The following is a 16,858-nucleotide window of genomic DNA, read 5'->3' as shown; positions in this document are numbered from 1 at the left end:
CGGGATTCCCCCATCGGAGGGAAGTCCGGTGGATGAGATCACTCTTCAGAGGGTTTGTGAAAGTTTTCACGAGCCCATATCCTGAAGTGGACATGAAGTCACCAGCACTCAGGGAGAGTGAACGCATGACAGCCCAGGTACCGCACATCCTCGTCGTCGGGGGCGGCTACGTCGGGATGTACACCGCGTACGGCCTGCGCAAGGCCGCCCGCCGGGGCAAGATCCGGGTCACCGTGGTCGATCCCCGCTCGGTGATGACGTACCAGCCTTTCCTGCCCGAAGCGGCGGCCGGCTCGGTCGAACCGCGGCACGTCGTGGTGCCGCTGCGCAAGACGCTCAAGGGCTGCCGGGTGGTCACCGGCCGGGTCACCTCGATCGACCACGAGCACAAGGTCGCCAAGGTGATGCCCGAGGAGGGCCCGGACTACGAGCTCGCCTACGACCAGATCGTGGTCGCGCTGGGCTCGGTCGCCCGCACGCTGCCGATTCCCGGGCTGGCCGACGAGGCGACCGGGTTCAAGAACGTCGAAGAGGCGATCGCGCTGCGCAACAAGGTCTTGGACCGGCTCGACGTGGCCGCCTCCCAGCCCGACCCGGCGCTGCGCAAGGCCGCGCTCACCTTCGTTTTCGTCGGCGGTGGCTACGCCGGCGTCGAGGGGTTCGCGGAGCTGGAGGACATGGCCCGCTACGCCACCCGGTACTACGACAACATCCAGCCCGAGGACATGCGCTGGGTGCTGGTCGAGGCCACCAACCGGATCCTGCCCGAGGTCGGCCCCGAGCTCGGCAAGTACACCGTCGAGCAGCTGCGGAAGCGCAACATGGAGGTCCGGCTGGAGACCCGGCTGGAGTCCTGCGAGAAGGGCCGCGTCGTGCTCAGCGACGGCGAGGAGTTCGACGCCGACACGATCGTCTGGACGGCCGGCGTGAAGGCCAACCCGGCGCTGGGCCGGACCGATCTTCCGCTGGACGACAAGGGCCGGGTCAAGTGCCTGGCCAACCTGCGGATCGAGGGCCTGGACGACGCCTGGTCCGCGGGCGACAACGCGGCCGTGCCCGACCTCACCTCCGAGACCGGCGCGTACTGCGCCCCGAACGCCCAGCACGCGGTCCGGCAGGCGAACCTGCTGGCCGCCAACATCCTCCGGGCCGTCGACGGCGAGGCGCCGCGCGACTACAAGCACAAGTACGTCGGCTCGGTGGCCAGCCTCGGCCTGCACAAGGGCGTCGCCCAGCTGTACGGCGTGAAGGTCAAGGGCTGGCCGGCCTGGTTCCTGCACCGGACGTACCACGTGTCCCGGGTCCCCACCTTCAACCGCAAGGCCCGGGTCGTCCTGGACTGGACGCTGGCGCTGTTCTTCCGCCGCGAGGTCACCAGCCTCGGCAGCCTGCAGATGCCGAACGAGGAGTTCCGCCGGGCGGCGAACTCCTGATCGCCCGCAGCGTCCGAAGAAGGCCGCGCCGTGGCGCAACCTTCTTCGGACGCGCTGTCAGTGGTCGACGGGCGGGGTGCCCCAGGTGGTCGGGGTCGCGGACATCCTGGCGGTGAGGTGGCCGCCGCGGGTGATGAACGACTCGGGCAGCCAGGACTCGGCGCGCGGCCGGCCGTTCAGCGACAGCGACTCGACGTACTGGTTGGTGTCCGAGGTCCCGGGTGCCTCGATCGTCAGCCGTACGCCGTTGCTGCGCTCGAGCTCGACCTTCGGGAACAGTGGGCTGCCGACCAGCAGCTCGGCCCGTCCCGGGGTCTGCGGGAACAGGCCGATCGCGGCGAAGACGTACCACGCCGACAGGGTGCCCAGGTCGTCGTTGCCGGGCAGGCCGGCCGGCCCCACGCCGTACACGGTGTCGACGATCTCCCGGGTGGTCGCCTGCGTCTTCCAGGCCTGGCCGAGTCCGTTGTAGAGCCAGGGGGTGTGCAGGCCCGGCTCGTTCGTCGGGTCGTAGCGCAGTGGGCTGCCGCCGCGGACGGCCCAGTTGCCGGCCTCGTCGTGGAAGAATGCGTCCAGGCGCTGGACGGCGTTGCCGTTCATCGCGGCCGCGAGCCCGGACACGTCCTGCGGAACCATCCAGGTGTACGTCGCGCTGGACCCCTGCGCGAAGCCGACGTCGGTGGACGGCGTGAAGCCGGGCTGCCAGGTGCCGTCGGCCTTGCGGGCGCGCTGGTAGCCGACAGCCGGGTCGAAGGTGTTCTTCCACCAGGTGCCACGGTCGCTCATCGTCGTCGCGACGTCCTTGCGGCCCAGCCGCTGCGCCCACTGGCCCAGGGAGAAGTCGGCGAGCGAGTTCTCCAGCGTCTCGGCGGCGCCGCCCCAGCAGTGGCAGGCGTCCTGGGGCGCGTAGTGCTTGGCCAGGTAGGTGTTCAGCGCGGGTCGTTGCCCAGTGCATTGCCCGGGGCAACCACCGTCGTTCTCGGCTTCCGCGTTCTGCACGGTTGCCTGGCGCAGCAGCGACGCGAAGGCGCCCGAGGTGTCGAAGTTGCGGACACCCATCGCGGCGAAGGTCGCCAGCGTCGGCGCCGCCGGGTCACCGGTCATCACGTGGGTGGGCCCGTTGTTGTGCAGCCAGCGGTCCCAGATGCCGTTGTTCTGCTGGGCGAACTGGTACAGCGACTGCGCGAAGTCACCGGCGATGTCCGGCTTCAGCAGTGCGAGCAGCTGGATGTGCGCCCGGTACTGGTCCCAGCCCGAGAACGTCCCGTACTGCGCGCGCTGGCCCGGCGCCAACCGGTGGATGCGCCGGTCGCTGCCGAGGTAGCGGCCGTCGACGTCGTTGAAGATGTTCGGCTGCAGGTACGCGTGGTACAGCGCCGTGTAGAAGGTGGTCCGCTGGGCGTCGGTGCCGCCGGTGATCCGGATGTCCTTCAGTTCGTTCTTCCACTGCCGGTAGCCGTCGGCCGCGAGCCGGTCGGCGGTCGCCTTCGGCTGCACCTCGGTCGCGAGGTTCCGCTCGGCGCCGGCCAGGCTGACGTAGGAGATGCCGAGCCGCATCCGGACCTTGGCGCCCGGGGCGAACGTGACGTAGCCGCCGGAGCCCTTGCCGGCCCGGTCGGCGCCGGTCGCGTAGCCCTCACCGCCGGTCGCGCGGGTGCTGCCCGGGGTCAGCGTGGCGTCCTTCCAGGTGCCGGTCGCGACGACCGGCTGGTCGAACGACGCGGTGAAGTAGAGCCGGTAGTACGACTTGCGGTTGTTCACGCCGCCGTTGGCCCGGCGGCCGCAGAACGCGCCGGTCAGGACCGAGCCGGTCACCTTGCGGCCGGCGGCGTCGATGCTGATCTCGGCGTCCTCGCTGCCGTTGAGCGAGTTCGACGTGCGGAACAGCAGGTTGGCCGCCTGGTCCGCCGGGAACGCGAACTCGCCGACACCGGCCCGGGTCGTCACCGCCAGGTCGGTGGTCACGCCGTTGTCCAGCTTGACCGTGTACCGGCCGGGCACCGCCCGCTCGTTGGCGTGGCTGAAGTTGCTCGCGTACTTCGCGTCGGTGGTGTCCGCGGTCGGCGAGGAGTCCACCGTGCCGGCGTACGGCATGATCGGCACGTCGCCGGCCGCGCCGGGGTTGCAGCCGGCGCCGTTCACGTGGGTCAGGCTGAAGCCGCGGACCCGCGTCACGTCGTACTGGTAGCCGTTGGCGGCGCCGGTGCTGGTCTGGTCGCCGCGGGTGCTGGTCGGGCTCCACGAGATCATGCCGAACGGGCGGACCGCACCCGGCCAGGTGTTGCCGTCGCGGGCCGAACCGATCAGCGGGTCGACGGAGGCGGCGGGATCGGAGACCGTGCCGGCCGGTGCGACCGCCACGGCGCCGGCCGGGACGGCTGCCTGGGCGGGCAGGGTGGGAAGCAGGAGCGCGAGGGCGGCTCCGGCAACGGACAAGCGCATGACGAACCTTCCGTGGGCGGACGGGAAGGTCCGAGGCTAGTGCCGATCGGTGACGTGCGGGTGATCAGCGGCTGTCGTCCAGGAGGCCGGCGTCGTGCACGAGCAGCGCGATCTGGACCCGGTTGTTGAAGTCCAGCTTGGTCAGGATCCGGGACACGTGCGTCTTCACGGTCGGCACGCTGAGGTAGAGCGTCGCGCTGATCTCGGCGTTCGACTTGCCCTCGCCGACCGCCACGGCGATCTCGCGCTCCCGGGCGTTCAGGGCCGCGAGCCGGGCCGTCGCCCGGTTCCTGCGGTCGTCCTGGCCGGACGCGGCGACCCGGGTGATCAGCCGCTGGGTGACCGTCGGCGACAGCACCGGCTGGCCGTTCGCGACCCGGCGGACCGACTCGACGATCTCGGCCGGCGGCGTGTCCTTGAGCACGAACCCGGCCGCGCCGGCGCGCAGCGCCCGGAGTACGTGCTCGTCGGCGTCGAAGGTGGTCAGGATGACGACCTCCGGCGCGCCCGGCCGGGCCCGGACCGCCTCGGTCGCGGTCAGCCCGTCCATGCCGGGCATCCGGATGTCCATCAGCACCACGTCCGGCGACTCCCGGTCGATCAGCGCCTGCACCGCGGCGCCGTCGTCGGCCTCGGCGACCACCCGGAGGTCCGGCGCGCCACCCAGCATCAGCTTCAGCCCGGCGCGCAGCAGCGGATCGTCGTCGACGATCAGGACCCGAATGGTCATCCACGTGCTCGCTTCGGTCGGGGCGCGGACCAGGCGGCGCCGGAGATCTCGGTCATGCGGGCCACGGTAGCCAGGCGGTCAGCCGGAAGTCGCCGTCCGGCGTCCAGCCGTGCTCGAGTCGTCCCTCGACCAGCGCCGCCCGCTCCGCCAGCCCGGTCAGCCCCTGCCCCTCGCCGGAGCTGGTCCGCCGCGGCGCCGGGTTGCTCAGGTCAACCGTCAGACCGTTGCCCGCGGCCCCCGTCACCCGGATCCGGACCGGCGCGCCCGGCGCGTGCTTCATCGCGTTGGTCAGCCCCTCCTGGACGATCCGGTACGCCGTCCGGCCGACGTGCTCCGGCAACGCGCCCGGGGCGTCGAGCTTCAGCTCCACCGGTACGCCGGCCCGCTGGGCCCCCTCGATCAGCACGGGCAGGTCCGCGAAGGTCGGCTGCGGGAGCTCGCCGACCGGCGCCCGCAGTACGCCGATCACCTCGCGGAGATCCTGCAGCGCCTGGTGAGCGCTCGACCGGATGATCTCGGCGGCGCCGGCGATCTCCTCGGTCGACGCGTCCGGCCGGTACGCGAGCGCGCCGGCGTGCACGCTCAGCAGCGACAACCGGTGCCCGAGCACGTCGTGCATCTCGCGGGCAATTTCCTCGCGGGCCCGCAACTGCCCCTGCTCGGCCTGCAGCCGGGCGACCGTCTCGGCCCGCTCGGCGCGTTCCCGCAGGGTCTGCAGGAGCTGCCGGCGGGACCGGACGTACAGACCCCAGCCGATCGCGCCGACGTACAGGAGGGAGGCGGTGACGATCACGATCCCGACCGGATCGGTCTTCTCCCGGACGAGGGCGTAGGCGATGACGCTCAGCACGTTGAGCGCGGTGATCAGCAGGGTGACCCGGAGCCGGAAGTGCACGGCCACGGTCATCGTCAGGATCAGCGCCGCGATCCCGGAGGTCTCCGAGTAGACCGAGACCACCGCTGCCAGCACCGCCAGTTGGATCGGCCAGCGCCGACGGAACCAGAGCAGCAGGCACAGCAGCATCCCGGTGTAGAAGTCCGCCGCGAACAGCCAGTTCGGCAGCGGGTCGTCGCGGTTCTCGTCGAACAGGATCATGCCGACCAGGACCGCGCCGAGGAACGCGATCGTGTCCACCACCCAGTCGGCGCGGCTGCGCTTGCGGCTGAGCGACTGGTCCACAGCTCGACGATAGCGAGCCACGGTCCGCCGGAGGCGGTGTCAGCGCGGTCCGGATACCGAAGTCAGGTCAGGTCGAGACTTTCGGCCGGGTAACGTGCCCGCATGACTGCACTGATGCCTCGCCTCCGGCTCGGTGAGTCATGGGGCTGGAACTCCCGGCCTTCCCTCGTCACTCCAGTCGCTTCGCTCCCTTCGCTCCTCAGTCCAGGCCGGGAGGCCCCATGACCCAGCTTGCCGTCACCGTCATCGGCCCCGACCGTCCCGGCATCATCGCCGACGTCACCGAGGTGCTCGCCCAGGTCGGGGTGAACCTCGAGGACAGCACGATGACGCTGCTGCGCGGCCACTTCGCGATGATGATCGTCTGCTCCGGCCCGCTCGCGCCGGTCCGGGAAGCCCTGGAACCGCTGCGCGGCGAACTGGTGATCACCGTGCGGGAGATCGGCCCCGAAACCACCCACGCGCCCGTCGGCGCGCCGTACATCCTGAGCGTGCACGGCGCCGACCGCCCGGGCATCGTGTCCGCGGTGACCCGGATGGTCGCCTCCGTCGGTGGGACCGTCACCGACCTGACGACCCGGCTGAGCGGTTCTCTGTACGTGCTGACCGCGGAGGTGGAGATCCCGCCGACCGCGGAGCTGGGGATGCTGCAGCGGGCGCTGGAGATCACCGCCGACGAGCTCGGCGTCGGCGTGACGCTCCGCCCGGCGGAGAGCGACGACCTGTGAGTACGCCGGAGGACTTCCGCGTGCAGGCGGATCCTGGTGGGGATCCCTCACTGGCTGGGGCCGGTGGGTCGCCGGAACCGCTAGGGCATCTGAACCAAGCTCTCGCCGCCTGGAGTCCCGCTCAGCTCGGACTGGCCGGCGAGGTCCTGGAGGTGGTCCGCGCTCCGCACCCGGTCCTCGCCACCGAGGGCGCTGAGGTCGATCCGCTGGACCCGGTCATGCTCGCGCTCGCCGCCGACCTGGTCGCCACCATGCGCATCTCGCCAGGTTGCGTCGGTCTGGCCGCTCCGCAGGTCGGGGTGGCCGCGCAGATGTTCGCGCTGGACGTCACCGGGCATCCGAAGACGCGGACTTGCCACGGGGTGTTTGTCCTCTGCAACGCCGTGGTGGTCGAGGCGACCCGGAAGGAGAAGGCGCGAGAGGGCTGCATGTCCGTGCCCGACCTCACCGGCGACGTCAAGCGGGCTACTCGGCTGACGGTCACGGGGGTGCTGCCGGGGACTACGGATGTGGTGACGCTGACCACCGATGCCTTTGAGGCTCGGGCTGTGCAGCATGAGATCGACCACTGCAACGGAAGTCTGTTCTTGGACCGGGTGGCGGGGGCGCACGCGGTTTATCCGCGGAAGGTTTACCTGTAGCTGGGTGTATGGCGGGTTCGCTCGCGTGGGTGGCGGGTGTGTTGTTTCCCCCTTGGCGTGTTCCGGGGCAGGCGCCGCCCGCTGAGGGCCAGTCCGTTGGGGATGGCCGAGCTGGTGGTGACTGCGGGGACGTGTTGCTCCTGCTGATCGCGGCCGGCCGCCCGGGTGCACTGCCGCCCAAGGCCACCACCGACGCGCTCGGTCACCTCTGACGCGATCGGTCACCACTGACGCCGTACACGGGCTCAGCGGTGACACTGCGGTCTTCTCGTATGCTCCGGATCCATCCGCCTGGGGAATAGGGGCCGGTGCTGGAGGCTGTGGTGAGGTAGCGCTGATGCGTAGGCGAGTTCACGCGGGTGGATCTGCCCGTTCGGGCCTTCCGAGGATCGGCACCAGGAAGAACTAGCCGTGGGCCCCGTACGCCGACGCCATCAACCGTGACCACGCCTAGCCGCACGGGACCGTGAAGAGGAAATACCCTGTCCGCGGTCCCCGTTGACTGTGTCTACCCACGCGCCGGTGGGACAGTGCGGTCCGTTCGGTTGGTGTCGGCCTCAGCCGGTACGGGCGCCTCGCCGTACAGGCTCGATACGTACTCACAGCCCGGCCTTCGCCTTGTATCGTCGGTGCCTGGCCCGGGTGGCGGAACGGCAGACGCAGCGAGCTTAAACCTCGCGACCGAAAGGTGTACGGGTTCGAATCCCGTCCCGGGCACTGCAGCCTTGAGCTGCGGAGAGCTCTCGCTGGCGATACTGGAGCGTCAGCACTCGGCTGCTACTGGGGAGGACCGAACTCGTGAACGCCGGCGTCACTGGAAGCGGCGAGGGCGGCGGGGCCGTCGCTGCACATGAACCTCAGGTTTTCGACCCGGCTCCGAGTGACGCGGAGGTGGCTGGCCTGGTGGCTCGGCTGCAGGCTGCCAGGTTTCCGGCTCGGCAGCCTGTGGACGACTGGCAGGCCGGTACGCCGGTGTCGTTCGCGCGGGAGCTTGTGCATGCTTGGGCGACGACCTTCGACTTCGACCAGTACCGCGCCGAGCTTCGGGCCTTGCCTCACTTCCGGGTCGAGATCGACGGCACGTGGACGCACTTCCTGCACGTGCGGAGCCCGCACCGCGACGCCAGGCCGATCGTCATCACGCATGGGTGGCCCAGTTCGTTCCTCGAGATCGTTCCTCTTCTCGAGCCGTTGACGAAGCCCGAGCTGCACGGCGGACGGGTGGAGGACGCCTTTCACGTCGTCGTTCCGTCGATGCCCGGATTCGCCTACTCGGACGCCGTCGCGAACCTCGAGCAGTTGACCGCGGCCTCGATCGCCGACCGGTGGCGAGTACTGATGGCACGTCTCGGCTACCAGTCGTTCTTCGCGTCCGGCGGGGACATCGGGGCGCGGGTGACGGCATGGCTGGCCGTTCGGCACCCGGACGCGGTGCGCGGGGCTCACGTGAGTACCAACGCGCTGAGCGCGGTCCGCACCCCGGGAGTCCACGACGGCGCGCTGACGGCGGAGGAAGAGCAGTGGCTTGCCACCATGGCGAAGTGGGACCAGGTGGACGGCGCCTATCACCACTTGCAGGCCACCAAGCCGCTCACCGCCGCGCTGGCGGTTGCCGACTCGCCCGTGGCGCTCGCGGCGTGGGTCGCCGAGAAATGGCAGGCGTGGAGCAACCTCGACCTGACCGAGGACTCCACCCGGACGACGTTGCTGTCGCTCCTGACGCTCTACTGGACCACGGGATCGTTCGGCTCATCAGTGATGCACTACTACGCCCACGACCTGCCTCCGGGGCCCCGCCCCATGAGAGACCCTGCTGCAGCGCCCATTGCGGTGTACGCCAGTGAAACCGAGATCGGCGGCGTGCCGCCCCGATCCCTTGCGCAGAGGCAGTACCACGACCCGCGGTGGAGCGTCCTGCCACGGGGCGGCCACTTCATGGCGACCGAGGAACCCGACCTGCTCGCCCAGGACATCCGCGAGTTCGCCGCGCACCTGCGCTGACGGGCCGCGAACCGCAGCGGCCGTGAACCCCCGAGACCTCTGTGCTCGTCACGCTGCACCGTCGTGCTTGACGTCGCTCGTCGGAGGGATGGCGCGGTTCTCGCCGGAGGCGCCGATGAGCTGCCAGCGCCGAACCGCGTCGACCGGGCGGTGCTTCTCGACGTACCCGCCGTCGGGCAGGCGAATCACCTGCCCGGTCTCGATGCCGTGCTGGACGATCCCGGCGTTCCGTTCCTGCAGGCCGGTGCAGAGACGACGGGTGATCACGAACGCGGCGGGCGGACCCAGGATCAGGAGCACCTGGAAGACGTGCAGCAGTGAGTTGACCGAGAGCTGGAAGAACACGGCCATGGTGTCCGCGCCGGCCGCCGCCCAGAGCACGCCGTAGAAGGTGATGCCGGCGACGCCGATGCCGGTGCGGGTCGGGTTGTCCCGCGGGCGCTCCAGCAGGTGGTGATCCCGCCGGTCGCCGGTCAGACGTTCCTCGAGGAACGGGTAGACGGCGACGAGGGCGAGGAACAGCGTGCAGGCCGCGACCGGCAGCAGTACGGCCAGGCTGAACGTCCTGCCCCACCAGACGAACTCCCAGCCCGGCGCCAGCCGCAGCGAGCCGTCCAGGAAAGCGAGGTACCACGCGGGGCCGACGCCGGCCGAGGCGTTCGCCGGGTCCGCGGGGCCGTACAGCCATACCGGGTTGATGGTTGCGGTCGCGGCCATCAGGAGCGAGACCGCCGTCACGAAGCAGAACAGGCCGAAACTCTTGACCGCGGCCACGATCGCGGGACGCCCCACCACGGTGTCCTCTGTCCGGCCGGGACCGGCGGGCTGCGCTGGCTTGTGCTTGAGTGCCAGGACCGCGCCGATCACGAAGAGGGCGACCAGTACGGCGGGCAGGACGACGACGTGCAGTGGGTAGAACCACGCGATCACGTCGCCCGGGAACGGGCCCCCGAACAGCAGCGCCGACAGCTCGGAACCGATGAACGGGGTCGCCTGCAGTACACCGTCGAGGACGGCGAGGCTCGTGCCGGAGGCCATGTCGTCCGGCAGCGAGGTGCCGGTGAGGCCGGCGCCCAGCGTGACGACGAGCAGCCCGAACACCACGAGCCAGTTCAGGCGCCGCGGCCGACGGAACCCGGCGGTGAAGAACAACCGCAACAGGTGCAGCGTGATCGCCGCCATCATGATCAGCGTCGCCCAGTGATGGACCTGGCGCATCAGCAGACCACCGCGGACCTCGAAGGTGATGGCCATCGTCGAATCCAGGGCCCGGGACATCGGTACGCCGTGCAGCGGTGCGTACGGCCCGTCGTACACGACGTGGTCGGCCGACGGTTCGTAGAACACCGTCAGCACCACGCCGCTGAGCAAAATCACGACGAAGCTGTAGAAGGCGATCTGGCCGAACAGCAGCGACCAGTGGTCCGGGAATACCCTCGCTCGCAAGGTGCTCCATGAGCGGTGCATGGCTCGACCCTCCTTGGTGATCCTGCACGCCGGGCCGCGCATTCGCGGTCGTTCACACGACACCGCGGTGCCTGCGCCTGTGACGGTTCGTGTCGCACGTCACGCTCACGTCAGCGCTGGAAGCACAGTGGGGCGTTGTCACACTTCCGCGCTGGGGTTCGTCGGCTCAGTGAGTGCCCGAAGTGGTCGGGACGGTGAGTGGCGGAGGGTCGGGACATGACTGCGCGGATTCTGGTGACGGGTGGTACGGGGACGTTGGGCCAGCTGGTGGTTCCGCGGCTGACGCAGGCGGCGCGGGACGTGCGGGTGCTGAGCCGCAGCGCCCGGGAGATCGACGGGGTGGAGGTCGTCGTGGGCGATCTGGCGACCGGGCAAGGGGTGGACAAGGCGTTCGACGGGGTCGAGGTCGTGGTGCACTGCGCGGGGTCGGCCAAGGGGGACGACGAGAAGGCGCGGCAGGTGGTGAAGGCGGCGGTACCGGCGGGGGTGCGGCACATCGTCAACGTTTCCGTGGTGGGGGCGGACACGCTGCCGGTCGTGAGCGGTCTCGATCGGGCGATGTTCGGGTACTTCGCGGCCAAGCGTGGGGCCGAGGTGGCGATCGAGCAGGCGGGCGTCGGGTGGAGCAATCTGCGCGCGACGCAGTTCCACGATCTGGCGTTCTCGGTGGCGGAGCAGGTCGCCAAGTCGCCGGTGGTGCCGGCGCCGAGTGGGTTCAAGGTGCAGCCGGTGGATCCGGCGGCGGTGGCGGACCGGTTGGTGGAGCTCGCGCTCGGTACGCCGCAGGGCCAGGTCGCGGACGTGGCGGGGCCGCGGACGTACACGTTCAAGGAGATGGTCGGAATCTACCTGCGGGCGGCGGGCAAGCGCCGGCTGATGCTGCCGCTCTGGATGCCGGGCCAGGCCGCGGCGGCGTACCGGGCGGGCGCGAACCTGTCCTCGGGGCAGGGAACCGGGAGAAGCTGGGAGGAGTTCGTCGCGGCGAAGGTGGCTCGGTAGCCGGAGGGGTGGCCCGGTGGCCCCGTAGCCTCGGCGGATCGTCGAGTACTGCGGGAGGACAGCGACATGAGCGACTCAGAGGGCTTCGTCATCACCCGGACGGACGGGCGGGACGACGGCGAGGACTGGGCCGAGAACTACACCGAACTGCCGGGCGGGGCCGGGATCTCGATCATTCTCGAGTCGACCACGCAGGAGGGCGTCGGACCGCGACTGCACAAGCACCCGTACGCCGAGACGTTCATCATCCGGCGCGGATCGGCCAACTTCACCGTCGGCACCCGCCGGCTGATCGGCCGCGCCGGCCAGATCCTGGTGGTGCCGGCCGACACCCCGCACAAGTTCTCCACCGCCCCCGGCGGCTACGAAGCCGTCCACATCCACGAGAACACCACCTTCGAAACCGACTGGCTCGAGTAGCAACAAGTGGCAATCAGCTGGGCTGGGCGGTTCCGGGCCCCGGCAGAACGGTTGCGCAGCGTGATGGCCGGCTGACTATTTCTCCGGCGGAAGCGGTTGAGGTCTGCAACCGGTTGGGTTGGGGGATTTCGGTTGGGGAACAGTGAGGGCTTCCTCAGCTGTTGTTAAGGGTGGGACCGTACTATTCCGGTACGACTCACAGTGGGTCACCAGGAGGATGACATGCAGAGCAGTAACCCGGTTCTGAACCGGTCGAGTGCATTTGCGCCTGGCCAGGGCCAGGCCTACCCCGGGGCCGCTCCGTACGGTCAGCCGGGTCCTTACGGCCAGCCGGGCCAGCAGGGCTACGGCGGGCCGGGTATGCCGCCGCAGCAGTACCAGGGCGCGCCGGCCGGCAGCCGCCCCATGACGTTGGACGACGTCATCGTCAAGACCTCGATCACCCTCGCGGTGGTCGTCGTCGCCGCCGCGCTCGCGTGGTGGCGGATCCCGACCGACCTCGTGACGCCGGCCTTCCTCGGCGGCGCGCTGGTCGCGTTCGCGCTCGGGATGGTGCTGTCGTTCTCGCGCAAGATCAACCCGGCGCTGGTGATGGCGTACGCCGTCGCCGAAGGTGTGTTCCTCGGCATCGGCAGCAAGTTCATCGCCGGCTACGTCGATGACGCCGGCATCGTCGTGCAGGCGGTGCTGGCGACGATGGTCACCGCCGGTATGACGCTGGCGACGTACAAGTACTTTGCGATCAAGGTCACGCCGAAGTTCACCAAGATGGTCGTCATCGCGACGATGGGCTTCGCGGGCGTCATCCTGATCAACTTCATCGCGAGCCTGCTCGGCTTCAACTCCGGCATCGGCGGCTTCGGCCCGATGGGTCTGCTGTTCGCCGCGATCGGCGCCGGGCTGGCGGTGTTCAACCTGATTCTCGACTTCGACATGATCGAGCAGGGCGTGAAGCACGGCGCCCCGCAGAACGAGGCCTGGCGGGCCGCGTTCGGCCTGACCGTCACCCTGGTCTGGCTGTACTGGAACCTGCTGCGCATCCTCGCGATCCTGCGGGGCGGCGACTGATTCCCGACTCACCCCGGCCAGCTGTCTGAGCTGAGCCACTGACCGCGAAGGGCCGGTCCCCACCCGGGGACCGGCCCTTCGGCCGTCTACTTCTCCCAGACCTTGATCCTCGCGCCCCACTGCTCGGGCGTGTACCAGTTGTCGGTGTACTCCTGCACGTAGATCGCGTTCAGGCTGTACGTCTGCTCGCTGACGTCGAAGGACTTCAGGTGCGACGCGCCGCACTTTCCGTCGGTGTTGTTGACGATCCACTTGTTCTTGTCGGTGCCGACCAGCGGATAGTCGAAGGTGATCTTGAGCGCCGCGTTCCGCCGGTCGCACTTGTCGTCGCGGATCCAGCCGTGCACGCGAGCCTTCTCCCCGGACGGCACCACGACGTCACCCCAGGCCGACGCGCCGTCCACACCGTAGGTCTCGAAGTGCGTTGCCCCCGCGGAGGTGAGCGGCGGCTGAGCGACCGCGAAGGTGCCTGGGACAACGGCTGCCACGGACAGGGCTGCCAGCGCGAGCGTGACTCGTCGTTTGCTCATGTCCCGGACTCTAGGTCGGGTGCATGGAGATCCGGCGGCTGTTGTGTTGCAGCATCGTGTGGCTGCGGGGCCCGGAAAGTCAGCGCGGAACGCGCCGGCCGGGAAAGCTGCTCGGGCAACGCACGCGGGCCTGTCCCTCCACCTGTGGGGGCAGGCCCGCGGCGAAACTGGCTCCTGTTCGGCTCGTCAGCCCATGCGCCGGTGCGCTTTGACGAGGTCGTACTCGTGCACGATGGCCGTGGCGTGCCCGTGAGCGAGGGCGTACTCGCTGGAAAGCCACCGCACTCTGTCGTCGAAGCGTGAGAACGACGGTCCGTCGTTCATCAACTTGAACCACTCGGTCATCTCGCGTCCGGTGCACTCGGGCACCTTCTCCACCAGACGTTTGTGCGTCTCCTCGGAGTGGTTCAAGCCCATCTTCGCCTCCCGTCGTCGGGGTTGTGCGTAGTAGTTCGACTGTGCATCACGATGTGCCCGCAGGCAAGGGGCACTGGGGGAAAGTCGCCGCTCAGCGGACGCACGCAACGATGGAGGCCGCGGTCAGGACGGCGTCTCCGCCAGCGGCCGGCCGGACCCGGAACCGGCGGCCCCGACGGTGGCGGTGGCCTCTGCGACGGCGCCCTCGTCGACCCGCTCGACGTCGGGCTTGGGGTGCCGGCGACGGTGCCGCAGCTGCGCCCAGCGGCCACGGGGTCCGCGCTCGTGCCCGGCGACCTCGGCCGCGGCGACCTCGGTGCCGGCCGTTTTCGCCGCCTGCACGGCGGCCTCGGCGATCGGCAGCACGGCCTCGCCGCGGAACGGCTCGGGGTGCACGAACGACTCCGGCCCGACGCCCATCGCCGCGGCCACCGAGGGCAGCAGCGCGGCGGCGGCCGCGGCGTACCCGGTGACGGAGGGGTGGAAGCGGTCGGGGCCGAACATCCGCGGGTCGGTCCGGAAGACCTCGCTGAGCAGCGAGCCCATCGACACCGACCGGCCGCCGGCCTCGACGACGGCGATCGTCTGCGCGGCGGCGAGCCGCTGGCTCCAGGACCGGGCGACCTGCCGCAGCGGCGGCATGATCGGCCGGACCAGGCCGAGGTCCGGGCAGGTGCCGACGACGACCTCGCAGTTGGCCGCGCGCAACCGCCGGACCGCGGCGTCGAGCAGCCGGACCGACACCGACGGCGGCATCTGGTCCTTCACGTCGTTGGCGCCGATCAGGATCGCGGCGACGTGCGGCCCGGACAGCAGCGCGGTGTCGATCTGGCGGGCGAGGTCGGTGGACTTCGCGCCCACCCGCGACACGTCGACCAGCCGGACCGGCCGCTTCGCCAGCTCGGCGAGACCACAGGCCAGCAGCACGCCGGGCGTCTCGTCGGGCGAGGAGGTGCCGTATCCGGCCGCGCTGGAGTCACCGATCATCGCCAGCGTGATCGGGTGACCTGGATACCGGCCGTACAGGCCGTCGCCCTTGGCCGGGTGAGCCTTCATCGGACCGATCACGCGCTTGGCGTACCGCGCCTCCGCGGTCAGTACGCCGTACAGCGTGGCGCCGATCAGTCCGAGTCCCCCACCGCCGAAGGCTGCGGCCTGGGCCAGTCGCTTGGCGGCCCGGGCTTTGCTCATGGACCAAGAATTACACGCTGTGACGGTCACGCAAGCCAAATATGGTGAAACACGCGGGGTCCCATACAGTGGAATGCGTGCGCTACGCGAACTCACTCCTGGACCTGGTCGGCAACACCCCGCTGGTACGCCTGACGAAGACGACAGACGGCGCCAAGCCGCTCGTGCTCGCCAAGGTCGAGTACTTCAACCCCGGTGGCTCGGTGAAGGACCGGATCGCGGTCCGGATGGTCGAGGCCGCCGAGGCCTCCGGCGAGCTCAAGCCGGGCGGCACGATCGTCGAGCCGACCTCGGGCAACACCGGTGTCGGGCTGGCGATGGTGGCCCAGCAGAAGGGTTACAAGTGCGTCTTCGTCTGCCCGGACAAGGTCAGCGAGGACAAGCGCAACGTGCTCAAGGCGTACGGCGCCGAGGTGGTCGTCTGCCCGACCGCGGTCGCCCCGGAGCACCCGGACTCGTACTACAACGTGTCCGACCGGCTGGTGCAGGAGATCGAGGGCGCCTGGAAGCCGAACCAGTACGCCAACGTGAACAACCCGATCTCGCACTACGAGTCGACCGGCCCGGAGATCTGGCAGCAGACCGAGGGGCGGATCACCCACTTCGTCACCGGCGTCGGCACCGGCGGCACGATCAGCGGCACCGGCAAGTACCTCAAGGAGGTCTCCGGCGGCAAGGTCCAGATCATCGGCGCCGACCCGGAGGGTTCGGTGTACTCCGGCGGCACCGGCCGGCCGTACCTGGTCGAGGGTGTCGGCGAGGACTTCTGGCCGGAGACCTACGACAAGACGATCGCCGACCGGATCATCGAGGTCTCCGACGCGGACTCGTTCGCCACCACCCGGCGGCTGGCCCGCGAGGAGGCGATGCTGGTCGGCGGCTCGGCCGGCATGGCGGCCGCCGCGGCGATCCGGCTGGCGCACGAGCTGGACGACCCGGACGCAGTGATCGTGGTGCTGCTGCCCGACGGCGGCCGCGGCTACCTGACCAAGGTGTTCAACGACGACTGGCTGGCGCAGTACGGGTTCCTCGGGCACGCCCGGCAGGGCACCACGCTCGGCGAGGTGCTGGCCGGCAAGGAAGGCAGCATGCCGCCGCTGGTGCACACCCACCCGCACGAGACGATCGCCGAGGCGATCGAGATCCTGCGCGAGTACGGCGTCTCGCAGATGCCGGTGGTCCGGGCCGAGCCGCCGGTGATGGCGGCCGAGGTGGCCGGCGCGGTGTCGGCGAAGACCCTGATGGACGCGCTCTACACCGGCAAGGCCCGGCTGGCCGACATGGTCGAGCTGCACATGGACGAGGCGCTGCCGTCGCTGGGGGCCGGCGAGGAGGTCGCGAAGGCGGTCGCCCTGCTGGAGGACCGGGACGCGCTGATGGTGCTCGACGACGGCAAGCCGGTGGGCGTGCTGACCCGGCAGGACCTGCTCGCGCACCTGACCGTCTGATCGGCCCCACCGCTGAGCCCACTGACCAGGCGGGGCTCAGCGGTCGACGACGGTGGGTACGACGGCGATCAGGACCGTGACCAGGATGCCGAGCACGATGGCCGCTGTGGCGAGGATCTGAAGGATTTCCATACCTTCAGCGTGCGCGTGCCGCGCCGGCTTT

Annotated in this window: 15 protein-coding genes and 1 tRNA gene; 9 read left to right on the top strand and 7 right to left on the bottom strand. The window is 70.0% G+C overall.

The features are described 5' to 3' along the window. Positions 1-125: 125 nt before the first annotated feature. Positions 126-1,433 carry an NAD(P)/FAD-dependent oxidoreductase gene (locus KFLA_RS28230; RefSeq protein ID WP_012923250.1) on the top strand — a complete coding sequence of 436 codons (1,308 nt, stop codon included), beginning with the start codon at positions 126-128 and terminating at the stop codon, positions 1,431-1,433. Between the two features lie 57 nt (positions 1,434-1,490). Here KFLA_RS28230 and KFLA_RS28225 read toward each other — a convergent pair whose 3' ends face one another. The 3 genes from KFLA_RS28225 to KFLA_RS28215 all read right to left on the bottom strand — a co-directional run bounded on the left by KFLA_RS28225 (position 1,491) and on the right by KFLA_RS28215 (position 5,785). Continuing rightward, positions 1,491-3,875 carry a GH92 family glycosyl hydrolase gene (locus KFLA_RS28225; protein WP_012923249.1) on the bottom strand — a complete coding sequence of 795 codons (2,385 nt, stop codon included), beginning with the start codon at positions 3,873-3,875 and terminating at the stop codon, positions 1,491-1,493. Between the two features lie 64 nt (positions 3,876-3,939). Next, positions 3,940-4,605: a response regulator gene (locus KFLA_RS28220; protein WP_012923248.1), complete on the bottom strand. Its 666-nt coding sequence runs from the start codon at positions 4,603-4,605 to the stop codon at positions 3,940-3,942. Positions 4,606-4,657: 52 nt separating this feature from the next. Then, complete coding sequence (locus KFLA_RS28215) at positions 4,658-5,785, bottom strand: sensor histidine kinase (RefSeq protein ID WP_012923247.1); 1,128 nt, start codon at positions 5,783-5,785, stop codon at positions 4,658-4,660. 221 nt (positions 5,786-6,006) lie between these two features. Between KFLA_RS28215 and KFLA_RS28210 the strand changes: the two genes are divergently transcribed. The 4 genes from KFLA_RS28210 to KFLA_RS28195 all read left to right on the top strand — a co-directional run bounded on the left by KFLA_RS28210 (position 6,007) and on the right by KFLA_RS28195 (position 9,155). Beyond that, positions 6,007-6,513 (top strand): glycine cleavage system transcriptional repressor, encoded by a 507-nt coding sequence (locus tag KFLA_RS28210; protein ID WP_012923246.1) that lies wholly within the window; start codon positions 6,007-6,009, stop codon positions 6,511-6,513. A gap of 152 nt (positions 6,514-6,665) precedes the next feature. Continuing rightward, positions 6,666-7,154, top strand: coding sequence for a peptide deformylase (locus tag KFLA_RS28205; protein ID WP_012923245.1), 489 nt, complete (start codon positions 6,666-6,668; stop codon positions 7,152-7,154). Between the two features lie 636 nt (positions 7,155-7,790). Beyond that, a tRNA-Leu gene (locus tag KFLA_RS28200) sits at positions 7,791-7,871 on the top strand. A gap of 81 nt (positions 7,872-7,952) precedes the next feature. Continuing rightward, positions 7,953-9,155 (top strand): epoxide hydrolase family protein, encoded by a 1,203-nt coding sequence (locus tag KFLA_RS28195; protein ID WP_012923244.1) that lies wholly within the window; start codon positions 7,953-7,955, stop codon positions 9,153-9,155. A gap of 48 nt (positions 9,156-9,203) precedes the next feature. On the opposite strand, the gene qcrB is transcribed toward KFLA_RS28195, so the two are convergent. Then, a complete protein-coding gene (gene qcrB / locus KFLA_RS28190) occupies positions 9,204-10,601 on the bottom strand; it encodes a cytochrome bc1 complex cytochrome b subunit (RefSeq protein WP_237706617.1) in 1,398 nt (465 codons plus the stop codon). Between the two features lie 237 nt (positions 10,602-10,838). Between qcrB and KFLA_RS39460 the strand changes: the two genes are divergently transcribed. The 3 genes from KFLA_RS39460 (at position 10,839) to KFLA_RS28175 (ending at position 13,109) form a co-directional block, all read left to right on the top strand. Next, positions 10,839-11,621 carry an SDR family oxidoreductase gene (locus KFLA_RS39460; RefSeq protein WP_012923242.1) on the top strand — a complete coding sequence of 261 codons (783 nt, stop codon included), beginning with the start codon at positions 10,839-10,841 and terminating at the stop codon, positions 11,619-11,621. A gap of 66 nt (positions 11,622-11,687) precedes the next feature. Further along, positions 11,688-12,041, top strand: a complete 354-nt coding sequence (locus tag KFLA_RS28180; RefSeq protein WP_012923241.1) for a cupin domain-containing protein — start codon at positions 11,688-11,690, stop codon at positions 12,039-12,041. Between the two features lie 222 nt (positions 12,042-12,263). Beyond that, the gene (locus tag KFLA_RS28175; protein WP_012923240.1) at positions 12,264-13,109 is read left to right on the top strand and encodes a Bax inhibitor-1/YccA family protein; all 846 of its coding nucleotides are present in this window, start codon (positions 12,264-12,266) and stop codon (positions 13,107-13,109) included. Between the two features lie 86 nt (positions 13,110-13,195). Here the strand turns inward: KFLA_RS28175 and KFLA_RS28170 are convergent, their stop codons facing one another. From KFLA_RS28170 to KFLA_RS28160, 3 genes are all read right to left on the bottom strand, one after another. Beyond that, the gene (locus tag KFLA_RS28170) at positions 13,196-13,639 is read right to left on the bottom strand and encodes a hypothetical protein (protein WP_012923239.1); all 444 of its coding nucleotides are present in this window, start codon (positions 13,637-13,639) and stop codon (positions 13,196-13,198) included. A gap of 186 nt (positions 13,640-13,825) precedes the next feature. Then, positions 13,826-14,056: a DUF4287 domain-containing protein gene (locus tag KFLA_RS28165; protein WP_012923238.1), complete on the bottom strand. Its 231-nt coding sequence runs from the start codon at positions 14,054-14,056 to the stop codon at positions 13,826-13,828. 123 nt (positions 14,057-14,179) lie between these two features. Further along, positions 14,180-15,247: an SGNH/GDSL hydrolase family protein gene (locus KFLA_RS28160; RefSeq protein WP_012923237.1), complete on the bottom strand. Its 1,068-nt coding sequence runs from the start codon at positions 15,245-15,247 to the stop codon at positions 14,180-14,182. Between the two features lie 77 nt (positions 15,248-15,324). Here KFLA_RS28160 and KFLA_RS28155 point away from each other — a divergent pair, with 77 nt between their 5' ends. Next, positions 15,325-16,695 (top strand): cystathionine beta-synthase, encoded by a 1,371-nt coding sequence (locus KFLA_RS28155; protein WP_012923236.1) that lies wholly within the window; start codon positions 15,325-15,327, stop codon positions 16,693-16,695. The last annotated feature ends 163 nt before the right edge of the window (positions 16,696-16,858 follow it).

It is taken from the genome of Kribbella flavida DSM 17836, from assembly GCF_000024345.1.
GTDB classification, from domain to species: Bacteria; Actinomycetota; Actinomycetes; order Propionibacteriales; family Kribbellaceae; genus Kribbella; species Kribbella flavida.
This window is presented reverse-complemented; position numbering and strand designations above follow the sequence as displayed.